The following is a 21,941-nucleotide window of genomic DNA, read 5'->3' as shown; positions in this document are numbered from 1 at the left end:
GGGCCCTGTGGCGAGGGCGAGTCAGGGGGCCTTACTTACGGCTGGGGGGGGCGGCCGTACCGGCGCGAAGACACGAAGACGCGAAGACGCGGAAACGCGAGACGGGGGAGGTCGACGTGGTGGCGGAGAAGCGGGGCGACGGGCGGGCCGGTCGCGACACCGGGGGCGGCGGGCACAGCCAGGGCTCCGCGCGGACGGCTCGGACGCGGGACGGCCGGGAGCTGTTCTACCGGGAGCTGGCCGGGCCGGTCGGTGGCGGCGGCGCCGGTGGCGACACGGCCGAGCCGGGGTGACCGTGGTCTTCGAGGGCGGGCTCGCGGCGCCGCTCGCCTGCGCCGCGCCGCTCCAGACGGCGGTGGGCCGGTACGCGCGAGCGGTGGCCTACGACCGCAGCGGGCTCGGCCGCCGCCCCGGCGCCCCGCCCGCCGCCCCGGCGCCCCGCCCGCCGGCCCGGCTGGCCGAGGACCTGGGCGATCTGCTGGACCAGCTCGGGCCGGACCCGTATCTGCTGGTCGGGCACAGCTGGGGCGGGCCGGTGGTGCGGCTGGCCGCCGGGGCGCGGCCCGGGCGGATCGCCGGGCTGGTCCTGGTGGACCCCACGGACGAGGCGTGCGAGCTGGTGTTCGCCTCGGCCACCCGGTGGGCGGAGCGGGTGGGACAGCTCGTCAGCGCCTGGCCGGCCCGGCTCGGACTGCTGGCCTTCGCCTGCCGGGGCCTGCTCGCCGCGCTGCCGCCCGACGCGGCCGCCGATATGCGGGAGTGGGGGTTCACGGTCGCCGCCATGCGTACCCGGGCGGCCGAACTGGGCTCGGCGGTGCCGGATCTGCGGGCCCTTCAGGCGGCGCCGCCCGAGCTGGGGGAGACACCTGTCACGGTCGTCTCGGCCGGTCGTACCTCGCCCGGCATGGGGGAGCGGGTCCGGGCGGCGGTCACCGCCGCGCACGCCCACCGGGCGGCCCGGGTCCCCGCACGGCCGCCATGCCGTCGCGGCGGACGACGACCACATGATGGCGGGCGGCGGGGTGGCGGTGGTCGTCACCGAGGTGCTCCGGCTGCTGGGGGTGGAGCACCCGGCCGGGCCCCCGAATGCGGCGGAGCCAGTGGGTCCGGTGAGCCGGCTGACCGGTGGGCCTCGCGAATCCGGCGGACCCCGCGAACCCGGCTGACCCGGTGGGCCTCGCGAACCCGGCGGAACCGGCGAACCCGGGAGCCGACCGCCCGCTCTGAGCCGCCGTCCCCCGAGTGTCGTCCGTTCACCTCGGCCTGCCGGTCGGGGCCGGCCTATCGAGGGACGAGGGACGGGGGCGCCCGGCGGCCCGGGGGTACGGTCGGTCAGGAGCGGGGCGTCCGCCGGTCCAAGCCCGGCGCCGGCCGGGTTCCCGCTCGTCAGGGGCGGGGCCGGCCCGGCCAGGGGGTGCGGCGGACGGCGCGGCCGGCCAGGACGTCGGTGCGGCGGCCGTCCCGGACCACGAACCGGCCGTCGATCAGGACGTGCGGGATACCCACCGGCAGGGTGCGCGGGGCCGCGAAGGTGGCGCCCGCCGCGACCGTCTCCGGGTCGAAGAGCACCAGATCGGCCCGGTACCCCTCGCGCACCAGCCCCCGGTCCGGCAGCCGCAGCCGGGCGGCCGGGCGGCCGGTCAGCCGGGCGACCGCCCCCTCCAGGGTCAGTACGCCCAACTCCCTGGCGTACCGGCCCAGATAGTGCGGGAAGGTGCCATGGGCGCGGGGGTGCGGTTTGGCGCCCTGGAGGATGCCGTCGGAGCCGCCGGTGTGGGCCGGGTGCCGCATCACCGCCCGGACGTTCTCCTCGTGGCCCACATGCTGGAGGATCGTCGTACCGAGCCGGTCGGCGATCAGCAGCCGGCGGGCGGTGGTCCACGGGCTCTCGCCGCGTGCCGCCGCCGACTCCCGCACCGTACGGCCCACATGGGAGCCGAGCGCCGGGTCGGTCACCCCGGAGATCTCGATGGTGTCCCACTCGACCGGCACCCCGTGGCAGCCGTCCGAGCCGGTCTCCTCCAGCGCCACCCGGACGCGCTCGGCGGTGGCCCCGTCGCGCAGCCGGGCCAGCACCGCGTCCGGGCCGCCCGCGCCGGCCCAGCCCGGCAGCAGCGCGGCCAGCGTGGTGCAGCCGGGGGTGTACGGATAGCTGTCCAGGGTGATGTCGGCGCCCGCCGCCAGCGCCTCGTCCAGCAGCGCCAGCAGCTCGGGCGCCCGGCCCCGGTTGACACCGAAGTTCAGGGTGGCGTGGGCCAGATGGAGGGCGCAGCCGGCCGCCCGGGTGAGGGCCACCATCTCCTCGTACGCCCGGAGCGCGCCCGCGCCGTACGAGCGGTGGTGCGGGCAGTAGTAGCCGCCGTACCGGGCCACCACCCGGCACAGCTCGGTGAGTTCGGCGTCGTCCGCGTACATCCCCGGGGTGTAGGTCAGCCCCGAGGAGAGGCCCACCGCGCCCTGCTCCAGGCCCTCCGCGACCAGCCGCCGCATCCGGTCCAGCTCGGCGGCGGAGGCCGGGCGGTCCTCCCAGCCGACGGCGTGTGCCCGGACCGTGCCCTGCGGCACCAGATAGGCGGCGTTCACCGCGATGCCCCGGCCGCCGAAGCCCCGGTCCAGCCGGTCCAGGTACTCGCCCACCGTCCGCCAGTCGAAGTCCACCGAGTCGTCCCCGGGCCCGCCGCCGTTCCAGCCCGCGACGGCGCCGCGCACCCGGTCCAGGGTGGCGTCGTCCACCGGGGCGTACGACAGCCCGTCCTGGCCCAGCACTTCGAGGGTCACGCCCTGGGCCGCCTTGGCCTCGTGCGCCGGGTCGCGCAGCAGGGCGAGGTCGCTGTGGGCGTGCATGTCGATGAAGCCGGGGGAGAGGGCGAGCCCGTCGCCGTCCAGCGTCGTCCCGCCGGCCAGGGAGCGTTCGCCCGCCCGGCGGATCGCCGCGATCCTCCCCCCGGCCAGGCCCACATCGGCCCGGTAGGAGGGGCCGCCGGTGCCGTCGACGACCCGTACACCGCAGAGGACCAGTTCCATCGCCTCACCCCTGGAAGAAGGCGCGCACGCCCCCCGGAAGCCCGGGAAGCACGCCCCGGAAGCCCCGGAAGCCCTAGAAGAAGGTGCGCACGAAGTCGGTGACCGTGCCGTCCGCCGTCACCAGCGGGATCAGCTGCCACTTGTCGAAGGAGGTGCAGGGATGGGAGAGCCCCAGGCCCACCCAGTCGCCCACCTCCAGCTCCGCGCCCTCCGCCGTGGCGAGCCAGGCGTGCTGGTCGGACAGCTTGGTCACGGTGATCCCGGTCGCCGGGCGCTCCGCCCCGTCCCGCGCCGAGCGCACCACCTGGGCGCTCGGCAGATGGAGGTCGTACGCCGCGTCCCGCTTGCCCGCGTTGACGAACGCCTGCTCCCCGGTCGGCCGGGACACCACCTGCGACCAGAGCCGGAAGGCGGGCCGCAGCGCGCCCTCCCCGGGCACCCGGTTGAACGGGGTCAGCTCGCGGTAGTGGCCCTCGTCGTGGGAGACGTACGCCCCCGAGCGCAGCAGCTTCAGCACCGGCCGGGACAGTTCCGGCAGCTCGGCGAAGACCTCGGCCACCGTGTCGAACCAGGCGCTGCCGCCCGCGCTCACCACGATCTCGTCCAGCTCGGGACCGAACGCCCCCGACCGGTCCAGGGTGACGGCGAGTTCGGTGAGCCGGTGCAGCCAGGCGCGTACCGCCTCGGGCGTGGCGTCCGGCACCTCGCCCTCGTACCCGGCGACCCCCGCCAGCCGCAGGCTCCGCGCCCCGGCCACCGCCCCGGCGACGGCCAGGCAGTCGGCCTCGGTGCGGGCACCGGTCCTGGCTCCCTCGCCGGTGCCCAGCTCGATCACCACCTCCACCGGCCGGTCCGCACCGGCGGCGGTCAGCGCCCGGTCCATCAGCTCCACGCCCCGCACCGAGTCCACATAGGCGAGGAACCGGAACTCCGGGTCGGCGGCCAGCTCGGCGGCGAGCCAGCGCAGCGCCGCCTCGTCCACCAGCTCATTGGCGAGGAAGATCCGCCGCACTCCGAAGGCCCGGCAGACCCGCGCCTGATGGGGCACCGCCACCGTGATGCCCCAGGCCCCGTGGGCGAGCTGCCGCTCGAAGAGGACCGGGGCCATCGAGGTCTTGCCGTGCGGGGCGAAGGCCAGGCCGTGGCGGTCGGCGTAGGTCTCCAGCAGCCGCAGATTGTGGTCGAGGGCCTCGGCGGAGAGGGCGAGCACGGGGGTGGTGAAGCCGCCGGTGAAGAGGTTCCGCCGCTGGGCGGCCAGCCGGCCGACGGTCAGCCCTTCGGCGTCCGGCGGCAGTCCCTTGAAGCGGTGGTCGATCCGTTCGTCCGCCAGCCGGAGTACCCGTTCGTCCGCCGCGCGGTCCGGACGAGTGCCCTCGTCGGGGCTCCCATGGGGCTGGTCGTGGTCGGTGGCCATCGCGCTCCCTCTCCGGCCGTGGCGCCGTGCGGTGTCGCCGTGCCGGGTCACCGGCACATTCGCACGCTCTGCTGACGGGCGAGACATCGTATGCGTTGCGTACTGTGCAACAGTCGTTGCGTGTATCGCTCGCTGCTGTCTAGCATCCGGGTCGTCGCCGGGTCAACGGATCCGGGACCGGCGCGACCGGTGAGGAGCCCCGAGTGACCGGAGCAGCGGCCGAGCGGCCCGCCGTACCGGGGGTCGCGGCGGACCACGACGTCCCCCGGCCAGGGACGGGCCACGCCGCCGGGCCCGGGACGGCGGCCCGGCCGGGTGCGGGCGCCCCTGCCGGGGAGGCGGTGGAGGTGGTCTGCCTCGGGGAGTCCATGATCACCTTTCTGCCGGCGCGCCCCGGCCGGCTCGCGGACGTGCCCGTCTTCACCCGGGCCATCGGCGGCGCCGAGTCCAATGTCGCCTGCGCCCTGGCCGCCGCCGGACACCGGGTGCGCTGGGTGAGCCGGGTGGGTGCCGACGGGTTCGGTGACCACCTGGTGGCGGCCGTCGCCGGGTACGGCGTGGACACCGGTGCCGTACGGCGGGACCCGGACCGGCCGACCGGGGTGTACTTCCGCACGGCCACCGACCGGGCCGACGGCGCCCATGAAGTCCTCTACTACCGGGCCGGCTCCGCCGCGTCCGCGATGTCCCCGGCCACGGTCGGGTACGACGCGCTGCTGGGCGCCCGGGTGCTCCATCTCTCGGGCATCACCGCCGCCCTCTCCGACGGCTGCCTCGCCCTGCTGCGGGACCTCACCGCCCGGCGCCCCGGCCGGCCGCTGCTCTCCTTCGACGTCAACCACCGGCCGGGGCTCTGGCGGACTCCGGACGGCCCCGGGGTGCTGCTGGAGCTGGCCCGGGGCGCCGACCTGGTCTTCGTGGGCGAGGACGAGGCGGAGACCGCCTGGGGGCTGCGCGGCCCGGACGCCGTGCGGGCCGCGCTCCCGGAGCCGGCCGCCCTGGTGGTGAAGCGGGGCGCCGAGGGCGCGACGCTCTTTCTCCGGGCGCCGCTGGGCCAGGGGGCCGGCTCCCTCACCGGGAGCGCCCGGCACCGGGACTCCGGGGCCCCGGCCGCCGACCGCCGGTACGCCGAGCCCGCGCCGCGCGTGGCGGTGGTCGCCCCGGTGGGCGCCGGGGACGCGTTCGCGGCCGGGTTCCTCTCCGCGACCCTGCGCGGCCTGGACCCCCGGGCCCGGCTCCGGCACGGCCACCTCATGGCCGCCGCCGCCCTCACCGTCCCCGGCGACCTCGCCGCGCCGCCGGGCCGGGACCGGGCCGACCGGCTCGCCGCCCTGCCCGGCGCCGACTGGGCCGCACTGCGCCTCGCCCCCGGCTGGACGGGGAACGACCAGGAGGTACCTACGTCATGAGCCAGACCGTCGACCGCGCGCTGAGCATCCTGCCGCTGCTCGCGCAGGGCCCGGCCGACCTGGGGCAGGTGGCCGAGCGGCTCGGGGTGCACAAGTCCACCGCGCTCCGGCTGCTCCGCACCCTGCACGCGCACGGCCTGGTCCACCGCCAGCAGGACCAGCGCTACCGCCTCGGCGCCCGCCTCTTCGCGCTCGCCCAGGAGGCGGTGGAGAGCCTGGACGTCCGGGAGATCGCCCACCCCCATCTCGTACGGCTGGGCGAGCGGACCGGTCACACCGTCCACCTCGCCGTGCGGGAGGAGGGCGAGGTGCTCTACATCGACAAGGTGGAGAGCCGCTACCCGGTCCGGATGTACTCGCGGATCGGCAAGCCGGTCGCCATCACGGTCGCCGCCGTCGCCAAGCTGCTCCTGGCCGATCTCCCCGAACCCGAGCGCCGGTCCTTCGCCGAGCGGCTCGACTACCCGGCCTACACGCCCCGTTCGACGCCGGACGCCGCCGCCTTCCTCAAGGAGCTGGCGACCGTACGCGCCCAGGGCTGGGCCACCGACCTCGGCGGCCATGAGGAGTCCATCAACTGTGTGGCCGCGCCCATTCGGGGGGCCGACGGCCGGGTGGTGGCCGCCATGTCCGTCTCCGCGCCCAATGTGGTGATCGGCACCGAGGAGTTGCTCGCCCTGCTCCCGCTGGTGCGCCGCACCGCCGAGGCGGTCAGCCGTGAGTACTCCGGCGCCCCGCCGGCCGCCTGACGTCCACCACCGTTCCGCACCACGAGAAAGGCCAGGTCACCACCGACATGACCGAGCAGACCGGAAAGACCGAGCAGGTCGAGCAGACCGGGAGGACCGAGCAGACCGGGAAGACCGAGCAGACCGAACGGGCCGGGAAGAAGCTCGGGTCGAGCGAGAAGATCGCGCTCACCCCGGCCACCCACACCGCCCCGCCCGCGAAGTTCTCGCACGGCGTCCGGAAGGGCAACATCCTCCAAGTCGCGGGCCAGGTCGGCTTTCTGCCCGCCGAGCCGGGGAAGCCGCCGGTGCCCGCCGGGCCGACGCTCCGGGAGCAGACCCTCCGGACCTTCGCCAATGTCGAGGCCATCCTGCGGGAGGGCGGGGCGAGTTGGGACGACGTGCTGATGATCCGGGTCTATCTCACCGAGGTGGAGCACTTCGCGGAGATGAACGAGATCTACAACGCCTACTTCGCGGATCTCACCGTCGCCCCCGCCGCCCGCACCACCGTCTATGTCGGGCTGCCGCCGGGGCTGCTCATCGAGATCGACGCCCTCGCCGTCCTGGACTGAGCGGGCGGGGCGAGGCCGCGTTGTGCCGGGCCGGGCGGCGGCCGGGCGAGCGGAGGTGGAGCGAGCGGCGGCGGGGCGCGGTACGGACGTCCGCCGTGCCGCGCCCCGCCCACCGCCCCGCCCACCGGCCCGTCCATGGGCCCGTCCACCGGCTCACGGGCCTGCCTGCCGACCGAAGTTCAGGAGCAGTACTGCTGCTCCTTGCCGATCGATCGGTACATGCAGTCCGCGTTCTCCAGCAGCTGGAGCACCGCGTCCCGGTTCCGGGCGGTCTCCCGCTCGATCACCTCGTCGGGCGGGTAGAAGCCGCCCCCGCCGGCGCCGGTCGGGTACATCTCGAAGGTGTACGCGAAGACCTTCTGGTTGCCCCACAGCCAGTCGTCGATCGACCCGTCGGTGACATACAGATCGCTCGACTGCTGCGGCGTGTAACCGTTGCTGGCCGCCATCTTGCGGCCGACCGTGGCGAAGGCGTCCCGATCGTCGGCGGTCAGGCCGGGCGCGGTGTCGTCGTAGGTGTAGCCGTAGGGCCAGAGCACCAGTTCGCTGTACGTGTGGAAGTCGATGGCCGCCTTGATCTGCTGCTTCCCGCCGACCACCCGGGAGCGCGTGAAGTCGGCGACCACCTTCACCTCGGGTGCCGACTCGGCGGCCCGGCCGCGGTACGTCTCCGAGCCGGTCGAGCCCGATGAGCCGCCGCAGCAGCCCCACTTGAAGGCCCAGTTGCGGTTGAGGTCCGTACCGACGTTGGACGAGCCGGAGTTGGGCTGCCGGTTCTTCCGCCAGCTGCGGTACGAGCCGCCGGCGATGTCGTACTCGCCGCCGTCCGGGTTGAGGTCGGGCACGATCCAGATCTCGCGGTTGTTCACCATGTTGGTGATCCGGGCGTCGGAGCCGTAGCCGGCGCCGAACTCCCGCAGCAGATAGAGCGCCATCTCGACGGTGAGGTGCTCACGGGCGTGCTGGTGGTGGGTGAAGAGGATCTCGGGTTCGTTCTCGTCGGTGGCCACGTTGTCGCTGACCTTGACGGCGATGATGTCCCGGCCCTGGTAGCTCTTGCCGATGACCCGCTTGCTCATCAGGTTCGGGTACTGCCGGATGCGCTGGTCGATCTCCGCGTTCATCTCGGCGTAGTTGTGGTAGCGCGAGTCGGCGGACGGGAAGTCCATCGGCTGGACGGCCTCCCCCTTGATCCGCCGGTCCGGGGGCGCGGGCAGGGCCTTGAGCTGATGGCCCCGGGCCCGCAGCCGGGCGGCCTGCTCGGCGTCGGCGCTGACCACGACCGAGTGCTCGTGCACCTCGTCGATGGCGACACCGGTGGCGGTGAGGGCGGTGCGTTCGGCGGGGGTGGCCGGGCCGTGGATCTCGTACTGCCGGACCACCTCCTCCGTGGAGGCGGTGGGCGCCGACGGCGGGCCGCCGGGCGCGGCGGTGGCGAGCGGCGCCGCGAGGGCCAGCGCCAGCACCGCCGTGAGGGCGGCGGTCCGGCTCGCGCGCGGGCCGAGCTTCCCGCGGATGCGAAGTCGCATGCTGTCTCCTGAGTGGGGGGTACGGGGGGTGTCCCCGTGCGAGGCATGGTGCGACTGTGGCGTGGGCACGTCAAGGTCGCAGTTCGGTCACCCCGGTCCCCGCACCTGTTCCCCGTGGCGGTCTTGCGCGATCACCCGGTACCGGATTTGGTGGCCGTGCGGTCACGGCCGGCCCGCCCCGGGCGCCGGGAGCGGACCAGGTCCTGTCTGACAAAGAGCGTCGTCCGCCCGAAGGGCGTCGGCACCCAGGCGACATTTGTCAGACAGGGCCTAGGGCCGGGGTCCGGCCATGGGCAGGGCACGGGGTACGACCGGAGGGCGGCGGTACGGCATGGCGGAGAGCGCGGAGCGGCAGGCGGTGGCGGGCCCGGCGGAGAGCGCGGACGGGCGGACGGCGGCGGGCCCGGCGGCGGCCGGCGCGCCACCACGCGGGGCGGGCTGGCGGCACATCGGCCCCGGCATCGTCGTCGCGGCCACCGGGGTCGGCGCGGGCGACCTGGTGGCCACCCTGATCGCGGGCAGCCGGTTCGGCTACACGCTCCTCTGGGCGGCCGTCATCGGCTGCCTGGTCAAGATCTCGCTGGCCGAGGCGGCCGGGCGCTGGCACCTGGCCACCGGACGTACCCTGTTCGACGGCTGGCGCAGCCTCGGCCCCTGGACCAGCGTCTACTTCATCGGCTACGTCGCCATCTGGGGCTTCGTCTACGGCGCCGCCGCCATGTCCTCCAGCGCGCTGCCGCTGGGCGCGCTCTTCCCGGACGTCATGGACCTGCGGTGGTGGGGCGTGCTGTGCGGGCTGGTGGGGCTGGTCTTCGTCTGGTTCAACCGGTACGCGGTGTTCGAGAAGGTCATGACCGTGCTGGTGGGCGTCATGTTCGTGGTCACGGTCTATCTGGCCGTCCGGGTGGCCCCGCACCTCGGCCCGGCGCTCGCCGGTCTGGTGCCCGTCCTGCCGGACGGCTCGCTGGTCTACACCCTGGGCCTGATCGGCGGCGTCGGCGGCACGATCACCCTGGCGGCGTACGGCTACTGGGTCAACGCCAAGGGCTGGACCGACGCCGGGTGGATGCGGGTGATGCGCCTGGACAACCGGGTCGCCTATGTCACCACCGGCGTCTTCGTGGTGGCGATGCTCTTCGTCGGCGCGGAGCTGCTGCACTCCTCGGGCGTGGCGCTGGCCAAGGGCGACCGGGGGCTGCTGTCGCTCAGCGACATCCTGGCCGAGCGGTACGGGACGGCGACCGCCAAGCTCTTCCTGGTCGGCTTCTTCGCCACCTCCTTCACCTCGCTGATCGGGGTCTGGCAGGGGGTGAGCCTGATGTTCGCGGACTTCGTGGCCAACTTCCGCGCCCGGGCCGCCGCCGGGACTCCGGACCTGGATCTGGACCTGGCTCCGGCGACGGCTCCGGTGGCGGGTGACCCGCGATCGGCTACGGCTCCGGCGGTGGAGGGCCCGGTGGCGGGTGACCCGGGCCGCCCGGACCCGGTCATGGCCGGGGCGGCGGGCCCGGCGGCGGATCACCCGGGCTCGGGCCCGGGGCCGGACGGCGGGGTGGCGGTGGCCTCGGGGGCCCGGGAGCGGTCGCTGCCGTTCCGGGCGTACCTCCTCTGGCTCACCTTCCCGCCGATCAGCCTGCTCTTCCTGGACGAGCCGTTCGGGCTGGTGATCGTGTACGGGGTGATCGGCGCCTTCTTCATGCCGTTCCTGGCGCTGACCCTGGTCTGGCTGCTCAACTCCTCCCGTACGCCCCGTGAGTGGCGCAACGGGTGGCTGAGCAATGGAATGCTCGTCCTGGCAGGCGTGCTCTTCGTCGTCCTCTGCGTCCAGCAGGTCCGCGAACTGCCCTGGTAGCGGGGCCGGAGACGGGCCCCGCCACCAGGGGCTGTCACGGCAGGTCGTGGACGTGCGGTCCGACCGTGCCCGACCAGGTGTTGCCGGCGGTGGCGTCCCAGTTGGTGGACCAGGCCATCGCGCCGCGCAGCGCCGGGTAGGTCTTCGACGGCTTGAACGCACCGCAGTTGGTGCCCCGGGCCAGGCAGTCCAGCGCGTTGTTCACCACCGAGGGCGGTACGTAGCCGCTGCCGGCGCCCCGGCCGGAGGCGGGTACGCCCAGGCCGACCTGGGAGGCGTCGAGACCGCCCTCCAGCTGGACGCAGGCGAGCGCGGTGAGGAAGTCCACCGAGCCCTGCGAGTAGACCTTGCCGTCGCAGCCCAGCATCGAACCGCTGTTGTAGTACTGAGTGTTGACCACCGTGAGAATGTCCTTCACGGCGAGGGCGGTCTTGAAGTACTCGGTCCCGGTGGACTGCATGTCGATCGTCTGCGGTGCCATGGTCAGCACCAGGCCGGAGCCGGCCTTGGCCGCGAGCCCGCGCAGCGCCCTGGCCAGATAGGTGGAGTTGATCCCGTGCTCCAGGTCGATGTCCACCCCGCTGAAGCCGTACTCCCGCATCAGCGCCCAGGCGCTGTCCGCGAAGGCGGTGGCGGAGGTGTCGCTGTTGATCGTGACATTGCCCTTCTCCCCGCCCACCGAGAGGATCACCGACACACCGGCGGCCTTCTTGGCGGCGATGTCGGCCTTGAAGTCGGCCACCGAGGCATAGCCCACGGCCGGGTCCAGAGTGAAGGAGATCTGGCCGGGCACCGCCGTGGAGTCCGCGAAGGAGACGGCGACGATGTCGTACTGGGCCGGCACGTCCCGCAGCTTCTGGACGGTGGCGCCGTTGTCGAAGTTCTGCCAGTAGCCGGTGACCGCGTGCCGGGGCACGGCCGGGTTCGGGCCGGGGCCCGGGCCGGGCGAGCCGGGAGCGGTCCGGGCGGTCACGGTGGCCGAACGGGCCGACTCACCGGCCGCGTTGGCGGCGGTGACCTGGAAGCCGTACGCGGTGTCGGCGGCCAGCCCGGTCACGGTGGCCGAGGTGCCGCTCACCGACTGGACCCGGGCGCCGTCCCGGTACACGTGGTAGCCGGTGGCCCCGTTCACCGCGCTCCAGTTCAGCGTCACCGACGAGGAGGTCGCTCCGCCGGCCGTCAGCCCGGCCGGGGCGGCGGGCACGGCGGGGCCGGGGTCGGAGCCGCCGCCCCCGTCGGGCCCGAAGACGGAGAGGTCGTCGACGACGTACGGGGCCTGCCCGTACCAGCCGTGGGTGTAGACGGTGACCGAGGTCGTGGCCGCCCCGGTGGTGAACCGTGTCGTCAGTTGCTGCCAGCCGCCGGAGCCGGGCGACCAGGTGGACACATCGGTCGTCCCGGTGCCGGTCGCGCCCAGGTAGGCGTACCCGCCCTGGGTCCAGGCGCTGAGCGTGTAGCTGGAGTCGGGCTTCACCCGGACGACCTGGGCGCAGCGGGCGTTGTCCTGTCCGGCGGGCGTCCCGCGCAGCGCGCCGGTCCCGGTGCGCACCGGCGCCTGCGTGACCGCGCCGCCCGTGCCGCAGGACCAGTCGCTCAGCCCGGACTCGAACCCGGCGTTCCTGGCCACGTTCAGGTCGGCCGCCTGCTCGGCCACCTGCTCGGTCGCCTGGGCGGCGCCACTCCGGTGGGCCGCTCCGGGACCGGCCGCCGGCTCGGCCGCCAGCGCGCCGCCGGTCCCGCCGGCCAGCCCGAGCCCGGCGCCCAGCGCGAGCGCCAGCGCGCCGGGAAGCCACCTGCTCCTGGTGGGGGACGAACTGCCTCTGGTGCGGTCCATGTGCTGCCTCCGGTGGGGGCGGATGGGGTGGGAACGGAGCGGGGGGTGGGGGGTGAGGTGGGGGTTTTCGCTGCGCCGAATTTGGTCCAGACCAATAGGCTTGTCAACCCCTGGCGGGAGTCGCGGTGTTGCCGGGCGGGACGAACCGTGTCCCGTACGGCGGGATCCGGTAAGGGACGACCTGTTCGATATCGCGCCCGCTCTGCACCGGTTTGCCGCTGATTGGCGTTCGCGCCGGAACCCGGCTTGAAAAGACGGGTGTTCTCCCATCCGGAAGTCGTGGATACAGTGCTCATGCAACAGCACTGCGTAACGAACGATCTGCGGCCGCCGGGTGCCCGGTGGCTGGAGCGGACGGGAATCCATACGTGCCGACAGCCATTGCGGTCACCAGTGCTGATCTGGTGTTACCGCCCAGCGACCGCCAGACCCCGGCTGCCGCGGTGCTCCCCGGGGCGCGTGACCAGTCGCTGGACTCGGCGGTCGACCACATGCAGGCCCTGCTGGAGCAGCGCGATCATGTCATCGTCGTCCACTCCGCGGCGGTGGCGGCCGAGGAGGAGCGGCGGCTGCGCATGGTCCGCGCCGTGCTGGAGAGCGACCGTATCGCGCTGCTGAGCCTGGATCTGCCGCCCCTCGGGGTGGCGGTCGTCGTCCGGCAGCTCCGCCAGCTGGCGGGGTGCGATTTCAGCCCCGGTGTGCTGGCCTCGGCGGGCCGGCTGCTGGCGCACTATGTGTACACCGGCGCCGTGCTCGGCTCGGTGGCGAAGCTCGACCGGATCCCCGTCGGGCTGAAGGCCCATGTCAAGGGCTGGCTGCCGGGTGCCCGGTTCGCCGTACTCGCCGGGCCGGAACCGCGGTTGGCCGAAATCGGCCAGGGCGCGGACGTACCGCCGGGCCCGGGGTTCGCCACCCGGCTGCTCGTCGCCCGGGGCCGGCTCGGCAGCGACTGGCCCGAGACGGTGCTCGCCCCCGCCTGGCAGGTGACGGGCGCCGTGGAGGAGGTGCCGCTGCCCGCCGGCTCGGCACGGTGGTGGGGCACCACCGGACTGGTCGAGTTCGCCGCCCATCTGCCGGACGTCTCGGTGCTCTACCAACTGGTCGCGTCGGTCCGGCGGGAGAACTGCCACTGGTGCGGGTTGGAGCTGATCGGCGACCGCTGCGGCTTCTGTTCCGCACCCCTGCGCCCGGTCTCGGCGCCGCCGGGCCCGGCCCCCGGGACCGTACGCCCGGACTCCGCGACCGTGCGCCAGGGCCCGTCGCGTCCCCGTCCGTCCCGGTCCCTCTCCCGCCCGTCCCCGTGACCACCCGTCCCGGCAACCGCCCGCCCCCGTGACCGCCCGTCCCGATCCTTCTTCCGCCCGATCCTTCTTCTTGCCCGTTCCCGTAACTGCCCGTTCTCGTAACTGCCCGTTCCCGTAACTGACCGTCCCGGTAACTGATCGAGGTTGTACGGCCATGAACTCCCGCCAGCGCCGCGGCGTCATACTCCTTCTGCTGTCGGTTCTCTGCGCCTTCGCGGCGTTCGCCGGAGTGCTGTCGGTCATCGGTGACGTGAACTCCAAGGTCGGCCCCGAGGTGACGGCATACCGGGTCAAGAGCGATGTGGCGCCCTACACCGCCCTGGGCACCGGGCAGTTCGAGAAGATCTCGATGCCGGAGCGCTGGCTGCCCCGCACCGCCGTCACCGACCTCTCCGGAATCAGCGGCAAGATCGCCGTCACCCGGCTCCGCGCGGGCTCGCTCCTCCAGGACGACATGGTCGTCCAGCGGCCGGCCCTCCGCCCCGGGGAGCAGGAGATCGCCATCATGATCGACGCCGCCACCGGGGTGGCCGGGAAGATCACTCCCGGGGCGACGGTGAACATCTACGCCACCTTCGCGGGCGACCGGGAGAAGCAGGCCGCCCGGTCCCCGCAGTCCCGGGTCATCGTCTCGCACGCCCGGGTTCTGGACGTCGGCAGGCTCACGGCGCTGGAGCCCGACCGGGAGAGCAGGTCCGGCCGGGCCACCGAGGCCGTCCCCATCACCTTCGCGCTCGGCACCCTGGACACCCAGCGGGTGGCCTACGCCGAGTCCTTCGCGGAGCACGTGCGCCTCGCCCTCGTCGCCCCCGGCAGCACCACCCCGGTCCCCCCGGCGGACCGCACCTACACCCTCGACAAGGACAAGTGAGGACGGGGATGACCACACGAATCCTCCCGGCGGTCGGGGACGCCGACGCGGCCCGGTCCGTCATCACCCTCCTCAGCCAGCTCCCCGCCACCGAACCGGCCGCCCCGGTGGGCGACTCGACCCAACTGGTCGACACGCTCGCGCGGTTGGCGGCCGACTCCCTCGACGAACTCCCCGAGGTCGTGCTGGTGCACGAGCGCATCGGGCCGGTCCCCGCGCTGGAGCTGATCCGCGAGGTGGCGCTCCGCTTCCCGGCCGTCGGGGTCGTGCTGATCACCGGGGACGCCGGCCCCGGGCTGTTCTCGGCGGCCATGGACGCGGGCGCCCGGGGCCTGGTCACCCTGCCGCTCGGATACGAGGAGCTGGCCCATCGGGTCCAGGCCGCCGCCCAGTGGGCCGCCGGGGTCCGCCGCCATCTCGGCGGGGGCGCCGAACTGGTCGCGGGACCGGGCGGCACGGTCGTCACGGTCACCGGCGCCAAGGGCGGTGTCGGCACCACCCTCACGGCCGTCCACCTGGCGCTGGCCGCCGCGGCGTCGGGCCGGAACACGGCGCTGGTGGACCTGGACCTCCAGGCCGGCGACGTGGCGTCGTACCTGGATGTGCAGTTCCGCCGCTCGCTGGCCGATCTGGCCGCCATCACCGACATCTCGCCCCGGGTCCTGGCGGACGCCGTCTTCGGTCATGAGTCGGGGCTCGCCCTGCTGCTGGCCCCGGCCGAGGGGGAGCGGGGCGAGGAGGTCACCGACCGCTCGGCGCGCGGGATCGTCGGCGCCCTGCGCTCCCGCTACGAACTGGTGGTGGTGGACTGCGGCAGCCAGATGCACGGGGCCAACGCCGCCGCCATCGAGATGGCGGACGTCGCGCTGCTGGTCACCACCCCGGACGTGGTGGCGGTGCGCGGGGCGAAGCGGGTCGTACGGCTCTGGGACCGGCTCCAGATCCGGAAGGCCGAGGAGACGGTCACGGTGGTGAACCGGTACGGCCGGGGCACCGAGATCCAGCCCGCCCTGATCCGGCGGATCACCGGCACCCGGGTGGCCGGTACGACGGTCCCCGCCGCCTTCAAGGAGCTTCAGCGGGTGGTGGACACCGGCCGCCTCCATGAGCTCGACGCCCGGAGCACGGTGAAGCATGCCCTCTGGGCGCTGGCCGCCGAACTGGAGCTGGTGAAGCCGGCCGAACCGGCCGCCCGGGGAGCCAGGGGCGGCGGGCTCCGGGGCGACCGGGGGGCGATCGGCCGTCAGCGCCGCCGCCGCGGGGCCGGCACCGGCCCCCGTACCGAGGGAGCTGGTTGAACGATGAGCACGGTGGGGGCGGGGTCGCGGACCGGGGCCTGCGCGTCCGGCGAGGCCGCCCGGGCCCGCCGGAACGGCCGGACTGGCCGGAGCCGTTGGTTGCCCGGAGGCCGCTGGGCGGACCGGGGCCGGGACCGGAATCAGCGGACGTCCGGGACCCGCTGGGCGGACCAGGATCGGAACCGGTGTTCGCGCGGGGCCTGCTGGGCGGGCCGGAAACAGCGGGTGTCAGGTGCCCGGCGGGCGCCCGGGACCCGCTGGGCGGGCCGTGACCGGGGGCAGACGGCCATCGAGTTCGTGGGCGTGACGCCGCTGATCCTGCTGCTGCTGGTCGCGATCTGGCAGTGCGTACTGATCGGCTACACCTTCAGCCTGGCGGGCAACGCGGCCGACGCGGGCGCCCGGGCCGGCGCGGGCGACGGCGGGGACGGGGCCTGCGCGGCGGCGGCCCGCGAGGACCTGCCCGGCGCCTGGGCCGGACGGGCCGGCTACGGCTGCGGCTCCGGCGGCGGGCCGGGGATGTACGGCGCGACCATCACGCTCAATGTGCCGGTGCTGGTGCCCGGCGTCCTGGACTTCCCGCTCGCCGTGCACGGCCGGGCGGCCGCGGTGAAGGAGGACCGGCCATGAGCGCGCCCCCGCAGACGGAACCCACCCCCGGGTCCCGGACCCGCCACGCCCCCGACCGTGCCGGGTGGCCGGCCCCCGGCCGTGACCGGACCGGTTATCGCCACGGGCTCCGGAACCCCGACCGGCCCCGGGCCCGGCACCGCGACCCGAACGGGACCCGCGCCCGGCACCGCGACCTGCACGACCGCAGCCCCGACCGGGCCGGGCGGGCGGCCTCCGACCGGGGCCAGGTGGCCATCGAGTACCTGGGCTTCCTCCCGCTGCTGCTCCTGGTCGGCCTGCTGGCCATCCAGCTCGGCGCGGCCGCGTACGCCGCCAACCAGGCGGGCACCGGCGCCCGGGCGGCCGCCCGGATGGCCGCCACCGACCGGCCGGAGACCAGCCCCGAGCAGGCCGGGCGGAGCGCCATGGGCGGCTGGTTCGCCCGGAACAGCGACTTCTCCCCGAGCGAGGGCGCCAGGGATGTGACGTACACCGCGCGCGTCCGGATCCCCGTCATCGTGCCCGGCCTGGACTGGGGCCCGGTCGAGCGGAGCGCCACCATGCCCCTGCCGAGCCGGTGAGCCCCCGCCCGCCCCGCGACAGCCGGCAGCGCCCCGCAGCGGAAGCAGGAGGAGCCGTATGAGTCTGCGGTCACGTATCACCGCCCCCGAGGAGAGCGCGGGCGGCGCCGAGGACGGCCATCTCGTCGCCACCTACCGGGCCAAGCTCCTGGAGGAGATCGACCTCGCCGAGATGTCCTCGCTGGCCGCGGCCGAGCGCCGGGCCCGGCTGGAACGGGTGCTCGGCCATCTCATCAGCCGCGAGGGCCCGGTCCTCTCCACGCTCGAACGCGCCCAGCTCATCCGGCGGGTGGTGGACGAGGCACTCGGACTCGGCATCCTGGAACCGCTGTTGGAGGACGCCTCCATCACCGAGATCATGGTCAACGGGCCGGACCAGATCTTCGTCGAGCGGGGCGGCCGGGTGGAGCGGCTCCCGCTGCGCTTCGGCTCGCACGAGCAGCTGATGCAGACCATCGAGCGGATCGTCTCCACCGTCAACCGGCGGGTGGACGAGGCGAATCCGATGGTGGACGCGCGGCTGCCCAGCGGGGAACGGGTCAATGTGATCATCCCGCCGCTGGCGCTCTCCGGGGCCACCCTCACCATCCGCCGCTTCCCCCGGGCGTTCACCCTCCAGGAGATGATCACCGTCGGGTCGCTGGACGAGCAGATGCTCTTCCTGCTCTCCGGGCTCGTCCAGGCCAGGTTCAACATCATTGTCTCGGGCGCCACCGGCACCGGGAAGACGACCCTGCTCAACGCGCTCTCCGGTTTCATCCCGGACGACCAGCGGATCATCACCATCGAGGACTCCGCCGAACTCCAGCTCCAGCAGAGCCATGTGATCCGGCTGGAGTCCCGGCCGGCCAATGTCGAGGGCAAGGGCCGGATCACCATCCGCGACCTGGTCCGCAACTCCCTCCGGATGCGCCCCGACCGGATCGTGGTGGGCGAGGTCCGGGGCGGCGAGTCGCTGGACATGCTCCAGGCCATGTCCACCGGCCACGACGGCTCGCTCGCCACGGTGCACGCCAACAGCGCCGAGGACGCGCTGATGCGGCTCCAGACGCTGGCGTCGATGTCCGAGGTGAACGTCCCCTTCGAGGCGCTGCACGACCAGATCAACAGCGCCGTGGACATCATCGTCCAGCTGACCCGGCACCCGGACGGCTCCCGCCGGGTCACCGAGATCGTCTGCCTGGAGTCCCACGGCCGGGACGCCTACCGGATCGTCTCGCTGGTCCGCTTCGACGCCCTGCCGCCGGCCGCCGACGGCCGGGTGCACGGACGGTTCCAGTACTTCCCGCTGCCGCGCCGGCTGGCCGAGCGCCTCTATCTGGCGGGCCAGCCGGTGCCGCAGGCGTTCGGAGTCGCCGCCGACGACCACCAGCTCTACATGCGAGAGGCCCGATAGGTAGCCCCCGATGTCCCAGACGTCCTCCCTCACCCTGCCCACCCTCGGCATCGCGCTGCTCGCCTGTCTTCTCGGCGTCCTGGGGCTGCGGGCCTACGCCAGGGGCCGGGCCGAGCACCAGGAGCTGGTGGACCGGCTCGCCCGGGCCGAGCTGCCGCCCGCACCCGGGCACCGCCGCCGGTTCCGCCGGCTCGACCGGTGGCTCCGCACCACCCGGGCGGGCCGCCGGATCGAGCGCAAGCTCGCCGCGACCGGACTGACGGTCACCCCCGGTGAGTTCACGGTCGGCGCGCTGGTCTGCGCGGCCGGCCTCTGGGTGCTCGCCGCGTCGCTGCTGGCGTCCTTCTTCGGACCGGTCGCCGCGCTCGCCGGGCTCTGGGGCGCCCATACGTTCCTCAACTGGCAGCGGGCCAAGCGCACCGAGCGTTTCATCAACCAACTGCCCGAGCTGTCCCGGATCCTGGCCAACGCCACCCAGGCCGGCCTGGCGCTGCGCACCGCGCTCTCCATGGCCGCCGAGGAACTGGAGGACCCGGCCGGCGAGGAACTGGCCCGGGTGGCCCGCCGACTGGCGGTGGGGGAGTCCCTGGAGGACGCGCTGGCGGAGCTGACCGAGCGGCTGCCGTCCCGCGAACTCGTCGTCCTGGTCACCACGCTGGTCCTCTCCAACCGGGCCGGCGGTACGGTCGTCAGCTCCCTGCGCAACCTCACCGAGACGCTGGAGGAGCGGAAGGAGACCCGCCGCGAGGTCCGCACCCAGCTCTCCCAGGTGACGGTCACCGCCTACGCCGTACCGGTCTTCGGATTCGGCGCCATGCTGCTGATGAACGCGGTGATGCCCGGGGCGCTGGACCGGATGACCGGCGCCGGCGTCGGGCAGGCGGCGGTGGTGGTCGCGCTCGTGCTGTACGCGGTCGGCTTCGTGGTGATCCGCCGGCTGTCCCGGATCGACGTCTGAGCGGGCCCGAAAGGGCTCGGAGGACTTGGAGGACTTGAGAATGGGACTGCTGCTGGCCGCCGTCGTCGGTCTCGCGGTGTACGGGGCGCTGCACGGCGTCCGGATGTACCGGGCCGACGTCCGGCTCCCCGACGACCTGGCGCTCGCCCTGGAGGTGGGGTCGACCCGGACCGGGGCCGTGGGCTCGGCCGTGGACCGCCTGGGCATGCGCTGGGCCCCGCTGGTGCTGCGGATGATGGGCCCCCGGGCGGTGGCCCGCAAGCGCCGCCGGATCGACCTGGCGGGCAACCCGGCCGGACTCACCATCGACCGGTACGCCGCCCGCCGCGCCGTCTACGGGGCGCTCGGCCTCTTCGGGGCCCTCACCACCGTGCTGCGCGGGCAGGTGATCCTCACCCTGCTGCTGCTCGCCTTCGGGTTCTTCTGGGTGGAGGTCGGCATCTGGTCCGCGATCCGGGTGCGCAAGGACCACATCGAACGCACCCTGCCCGACTTCCTGGACGTCCTCGCGGTGGTCGTCTCGGCCGGCCTCGGCTTCCGGCAGGCGCTGGAGCGGGTGGCCGAGAAGTACCAGGGCCCCTGGGCGGACGAACTCCGTATCACCCTGCGCCAGATGGACATGGGCATGAGCCGCCGGCAGGCGTTCGAGGAGCTGCGCAGGCGCAATGACTCCGAGCAGGTGGCGATGTTCGTCACCGCCCTCCAGCAGGGGGAGGAGCTGGGTGCCCCGATCGTCGACACGCTCATCCAGATCGCCAACGACATGCGCCGCACCGACGCCCAGAACGCCCGCCGCAAGGCCGCCAGGGCGGTGCCGAAGGCCACCTTCGCCGTGACGACCTTCCTGCTGCCGGGCACCCTGGTACTGCTGACCGCCGGTTTCGTCTACGGCGCCGATGTGGACTTCGGCTTCCTGACCGGCGGTTGAGCACCCGGGCCACACGAGGACTCGCGAGGCCCGAGCCACGACAACCCGCGAGATCCGCGAGACCCGGCAGGTGCGAGGGAGGAGGAACCGGCCATGGGATTCAGGGCGTTGAGAGGGTTACGGTCGCCACGGCCGCGCGGCGGACCGGCCACCGGAATCTCCGGTGCCGCCGGAGCCACGCCCGAACCTTCCGGATCTTCCGGGCTCCCCGGAGCCGCCGGGACCGGCAGGGGGCCCGGGCCCGGAGACCGCCCCGGAGACCGCCCGGGGGTCGCCCTCCAGGTCAACGCCCTCCAGGCGCTCTGCCGCCAGGTGTTCGGCCTCCGGCTGGCCATGATCGGCATGGCGACCCCGTTCGCCGTGGACGGCGCCGCCGACGGCCTGGCGAAGTGGCTGGTCGGTGCCGCCGTCCTGGTCACCTTCATGGTCTCGTACGCCCTCTTCCGGGACTGGGAGCGCTTCGGGCCGCTGCTGCTGCGCCACCCCTGGCTGCTGGGTGTCGACACCGCCTTCGGCGCCCTGCTCCTGGTCACGGCCACCCCGGAGTCCACCCTCGCCTATGTCACCGTCTGTACGCCGCTGCTGGCCGGGCTGATCCGGGGCTGGCGGGTGGCCGCGGTCTTCGCCGCCCTCCAGACGCTGATCGTCTTCGGTGTGTACGCCGCCGATCCGAAGCTGTCGGCCGGTGACGCCACGGCCCTGCTGCTCCCCGGCTTCTGTGTCATCACCGGCGCGCTCGGCGTCACCCTGCGCAATCTGCTGCTCCGGTTCGGCCGGGCGAGCCAGGCGCTCACCGAGACCCGCGCCCGGCTCGCGGTGAACGAGGCCGTCGAGGCGGAACGGCGGCGGCTGGCCCGGGAGATGCACGACTCGGTGGCCAAGACGCTGTACGGGCTCGCGCTCGCGGCCGACGGCCTCGCCCACTCGGCGTCCCGCACCGATCCGGCCACCGTCGGACGCCAGGCCGAACTGGTCGCCCGGTCCGCCCGGCGCGCGGCGGCCGAGGCCCGGGAGCTGCTCTCCGACCTCCGCCGGTCGTCCGGGCTGACCCACGGCGACGACCTGGCCGGCGAACTCCTCGCCATGGCGGAGGACTTCGAGCAGCGGTACGGCCTGCCGACGGCGTTCCGCCGGACCGGTGACCGGGCCGCGCCGCCGGTACCCCGGCCCGTGGCCCGGCAGTTGCTGGCCATCGCGGCGGAGGCCCTGGAGAACGCGGGCCGGCACGCCCGGTGCACGGCCGTCGAGGTCGCCCTCGGGGTGCTGGACGGCGACCTCCGGCTGAGCGTGCGCGACGACGGACGGGGGCTTCCGGCTGGCACCACCCTCGAAACCCTCGCCGACACCGGGCACTTCGGGCTGGTCGGCATGGTGGAGCGGGCCGCCTCGATCGGCGCCCGGATCGACATCGGCCGGGGCCGCTCCCCGACCGGGGCGGCCGGGACGACCGGCCTGACCGCCATGGCCGGGGCGACCGGGACGGAGGTACGCGTGGAGCTTCCCGTCGCCGCGCTGCGTGCCGCTCCGCCGCGCGCCCCGGCCGTCGCCCGGGGGCCCGCCGGGCCCCGGCCGTCCGCGGGCGCCTCCCGGCCGCGCTGAGCCCGTCACCGTCCGTCCGGTCGAGTCCG

General features: G+C 74.3%; 18 protein-coding genes and 1 pseudogene. 15 read left to right on the top strand and 4 right to left on the bottom strand.

From position 1 onward, the window contains the following. The first annotated feature begins 116 nt into the window (after nucleotides 1-116). Nucleotides 117-293 (top strand): hypothetical protein, encoded by a 177-nt coding sequence (locus NX801_RS02415; RefSeq protein WP_258785032.1) that lies wholly within the window; start codon nucleotides 117-119, stop codon nucleotides 291-293. Further along, nucleotides 290-616 (top strand): annotated as a pseudogene (locus tag NX801_RS02410) (alpha/beta fold hydrolase); the annotation flags it as partial. The gene NX801_RS02415 and the pseudogene NX801_RS02410, both read left to right, overlap by 4 nt. 770 nt (nucleotides 617-1,386) lie before the next feature. Here NX801_RS02410 and NX801_RS02405 read toward each other — a convergent pair. After that, nucleotides 1,387-3,024, bottom strand: a complete 1,638-nt coding sequence (locus NX801_RS02405) for an N-acyl-D-amino-acid deacylase family protein (RefSeq protein ID WP_258785031.1) — start codon at nucleotides 3,022-3,024, stop codon at nucleotides 1,387-1,389. A gap of 73 nt (nucleotides 3,025-3,097) precedes the next feature. Then, entirely contained in the window at nucleotides 3,098-4,438 is a 1,341-nt protein-coding gene (locus NX801_RS02400; protein ID WP_258785030.1) for an amino acid deaminase, read from the bottom strand. 368 nt (nucleotides 4,439-4,806) lie between these two features. Between NX801_RS02400 and NX801_RS02395 the strand changes: the two genes are divergently transcribed. From NX801_RS02395 to NX801_RS02385, 3 genes are all read left to right on the top strand, one after another. Beyond that, the gene (locus tag NX801_RS02395; protein WP_258785235.1) at nucleotides 4,807-5,847 is read left to right on the top strand and encodes a sugar kinase; all 1,041 of its coding nucleotides are present in this window, start codon (nucleotides 4,807-4,809) and stop codon (nucleotides 5,845-5,847) included. Beyond that, nucleotides 5,844-6,596, top strand: a complete 753-nt coding sequence (locus tag NX801_RS02390) for an IclR family transcriptional regulator (RefSeq protein WP_258785029.1) — start codon at nucleotides 5,844-5,846, stop codon at nucleotides 6,594-6,596. Before NX801_RS02395 ends, NX801_RS02390 begins: the two co-directional genes overlap by 4 nt. 161 nt (nucleotides 6,597-6,757) lie before the next feature. Continuing rightward, nucleotides 6,758-7,150, top strand: a complete 393-nt coding sequence (locus NX801_RS02385) for a RidA family protein (protein ID WP_258785233.1) — start codon at nucleotides 6,758-6,760, stop codon at nucleotides 7,148-7,150. A gap of 179 nt (nucleotides 7,151-7,329) precedes the next feature. Here the strand turns inward: NX801_RS02385 and NX801_RS02380 are convergent, their stop codons facing one another. Continuing rightward, complete coding sequence (locus tag NX801_RS02380) at nucleotides 7,330-8,679, bottom strand: M14 family metallopeptidase (protein WP_258785028.1); 1,350 nt, start codon at nucleotides 8,677-8,679, stop codon at nucleotides 7,330-7,332. A gap of 331 nt (nucleotides 8,680-9,010) precedes the next feature. On the opposite strand from NX801_RS02380, the gene NX801_RS02375 reads away from it, so the two are divergent. Beyond that, a complete protein-coding gene (locus NX801_RS02375; RefSeq protein WP_258785027.1) occupies nucleotides 9,011-10,531 on the top strand; it encodes an Nramp family divalent metal transporter in 1,521 nt (506 codons plus the stop codon). A gap of 34 nt (nucleotides 10,532-10,565) precedes the next feature. On the opposite strand, the gene NX801_RS02370 is transcribed toward NX801_RS02375, so the two are convergent. Next, a complete protein-coding gene (locus NX801_RS02370; protein WP_258785026.1) occupies nucleotides 10,566-12,365 on the bottom strand; it encodes a chitinase in 1,800 nt (599 codons plus the stop codon). Nucleotides 12,366-12,733: 368 nt separating this feature from the next. Here NX801_RS02370 and NX801_RS02365 point away from each other — a divergent pair, with 368 nt between their 5' ends. The 9 genes from NX801_RS02365 to NX801_RS02325 all read left to right on the top strand — a co-directional run bounded on the left by NX801_RS02365 (nucleotide 12,734) and on the right by NX801_RS02325 (nucleotide 21,912). Next, a complete protein-coding gene (locus NX801_RS02365; protein WP_258785025.1) occupies nucleotides 12,734-13,669 on the top strand; it encodes a hypothetical protein in 936 nt (311 codons plus the stop codon). Between the two features lie 154 nt (nucleotides 13,670-13,823). Further along, nucleotides 13,824-14,540, top strand: coding sequence for a Flp pilus assembly protein CpaB (gene cpaB, locus NX801_RS02360; protein ID WP_258785024.1), 717 nt, complete (start codon nucleotides 13,824-13,826; stop codon nucleotides 14,538-14,540). Between the two features lie 8 nt (nucleotides 14,541-14,548). Next, the gene (locus NX801_RS02355) at nucleotides 14,549-15,838 is read left to right on the top strand and encodes a CpaE/TadZ family protein (RefSeq protein ID WP_258785023.1); all 1,290 of its coding nucleotides are present in this window, start codon (nucleotides 14,549-14,551) and stop codon (nucleotides 15,836-15,838) included. Between the two features lie 225 nt (nucleotides 15,839-16,063). Beyond that, the gene (locus NX801_RS02350) at nucleotides 16,064-16,468 is read left to right on the top strand and encodes a TadE/TadG family type IV pilus assembly protein (RefSeq protein WP_258785022.1); all 405 of its coding nucleotides are present in this window, start codon (nucleotides 16,064-16,066) and stop codon (nucleotides 16,466-16,468) included. Beyond that, complete coding sequence (locus tag NX801_RS02345; protein WP_258785253.1) at nucleotides 16,465-17,031, top strand: TadE/TadG family type IV pilus assembly protein; 567 nt, start codon at nucleotides 16,465-16,467, stop codon at nucleotides 17,029-17,031. The genes NX801_RS02350 and NX801_RS02345 overlap by 4 nt, the downstream gene beginning before the upstream one ends. A 58-nt stretch (nucleotides 17,032-17,089) precedes the next feature. Beyond that, entirely contained in the window at nucleotides 17,090-18,427 is a 1,338-nt protein-coding gene (locus NX801_RS02340; protein WP_258785021.1) for a TadA family conjugal transfer-associated ATPase, read from the top strand. Nucleotides 18,428-18,437: 10 nt separating this feature from the next. Further along, nucleotides 18,438-19,385 (top strand): type II secretion system F family protein, encoded by a 948-nt coding sequence (locus NX801_RS02335; protein WP_258785020.1) that lies wholly within the window; start codon nucleotides 18,438-18,440, stop codon nucleotides 19,383-19,385. A gap of 40 nt (nucleotides 19,386-19,425) precedes the next feature. Continuing rightward, the gene (locus NX801_RS02330; RefSeq protein ID WP_258785019.1) at nucleotides 19,426-20,313 is read left to right on the top strand and encodes a type II secretion system F family protein; all 888 of its coding nucleotides are present in this window, start codon (nucleotides 19,426-19,428) and stop codon (nucleotides 20,311-20,313) included. A 93-nt stretch (nucleotides 20,314-20,406) separates the two neighbouring features. Further along, on the top strand, nucleotides 20,407-21,912 hold the full coding sequence (locus NX801_RS02325; RefSeq protein ID WP_428986041.1) for a sensor histidine kinase: 1,506 nt from the start codon (nucleotides 20,407-20,409) through the stop codon (nucleotides 21,910-21,912). The last annotated feature ends 29 nt before the right edge of the window (nucleotides 21,913-21,941 follow it).

This window comes from Streptomyces pyxinae, assembly GCF_024756275.1.
In the GTDB taxonomy this organism is placed as follows: Bacteria; Actinomycetota; Actinomycetes; order Streptomycetales; family Streptomycetaceae; genus Streptomyces; species Streptomyces pyxinae.
The sequence above is the reverse complement of the archived record's forward strand: the minus strand, read 5'-3'. Positions and strand labels throughout refer to the sequence as shown.